This is a genomic window from Streptomyces sp. NPDC002130, assembly GCF_040296465.1.
Taxonomy (GTDB): Bacteria; Actinomycetota; Actinomycetes; order Streptomycetales; family Streptomycetaceae; genus Streptomyces.
Map to the genome: position 1 here is coordinate 1 of NZ_JBEOXI010001232.1, position 1,056 is coordinate 1,056.

General features: G+C 59.9%; 2 protein-coding genes. One reads left to right on the top strand and one right to left on the bottom strand.

Annotation, left to right across the window (positions count from 1 at the left end; all coding sequences use genetic code 11):
* Positions 1–218 precede the first annotated feature (218 nt).
* Positions 219–365 (top strand): hypothetical protein, encoded by a 147-nt coding sequence (locus ABT116_RS49865; protein WP_166813326.1) that lies wholly within the window; start codon positions 219–221, stop codon positions 363–365.
* 156 nt (positions 366–521) lie between these two features.
* On the opposite strand, the gene ABT116_RS49870 is transcribed toward ABT116_RS49865, so the two are convergent.
* Positions 522–935, bottom strand: coding sequence for an ANTAR domain-containing protein (locus ABT116_RS49870; RefSeq protein WP_351648381.1), 414 nt, complete (start codon positions 933–935; stop codon positions 522–524).
* Between the last annotated feature and the right edge of the window lie 121 nt (positions 936–1,056).

Genomic DNA, 1,056 nt, shown 5'->3' on the forward strand with positions numbered 1-1,056 from the left:
GCTTACTTTCCGTTTGCCTTGCCAAGTCACTGCGCGCACTGGAATCGACCTCTCATCGTGGAACTGCTGTTCGCACTCACCTGCCCGAAAGCACTGAAATGCAAACAAAATCGGTGAGGGTTGCGAGAAGTCCTGAGCGCGTTAGATTGAGATGGAGCTGGGTCCCGGTCTTTGCGCCGGCTCCAGGACCTGGACCACGAGATGATGAGGACAATCGTATGACCGACAAAGACGACAACGACCAGTCGCCCAAGGGTGGGCACCCAGGGCCCGTGGACAAGGGCGGCGACGGCGGAATGGCAACGCGAGAACAAGCACCTGAACTGGTCGAGGACTCCTCCGACAAAAAGTCTGACCAGGAGTAGTTTCCTTTTACCCGGTGTTGGGTAACAACGGGGATAGGCCGCATCGGACCGTCCCGGAATCAATGCGGGCGAGGTTCCTCGAGGTTGAGCAGCCAGCCACGGGAACCGCCTCAAGCAGATCCCTCGACCCTGCAGATCCCTCAACCCATTGGTGATTCAACCCTGCAGCAGCAAGTGATCGAATCGGGTACGGAGAAGCGTCGGGACCCGGAAGTCGTCCAGGGCGCGAACGATCAACTGCTCGGCAACATCCCTGAGTTTCACGTTGGTTTCTTGGGAACGCCACACGAGAATATCGAAGGCACGATCGGCTGAAATGCCGTAGATCACCATGAGCATGCCTTTGGCTTGCTCGATGACTCCGCGAGACGTGGCGATTTCGTTGACCAGTTCGTCGACGGATGCCTTCACGGTGCTGTCGAGGGTTTCGGTGACGTCGATGTAGAAGCCGGAGCTACCGATCACATCCCCTGACTCGTCCACGACGCTGTCGCCGACGACGATTACCGAGTGAGTGTCTCCGGCAGTGTCGATGATGCGGTGTCGGCTGCTGAACGGGCCGCTGACCACCTTGCAAACCTACATTTATCAACTGCGCCGCAGACTGCTGCTGGCCACCGGACAGCACGGCGCGGCTTTCCCGGGCGCCGCGCCCGCGCCGGCCCGGCGTCGCGTCCCCGCTCACTTGGTC

Coding starts and splice junctions, on each gene's coding strand:
- ABT116_RS49865 (WP_166813326.1), top strand. CDS start 219: ATGACCGACAAAGACGACAACGACCAGTCGCCCAAGGGTGGGCACCCA.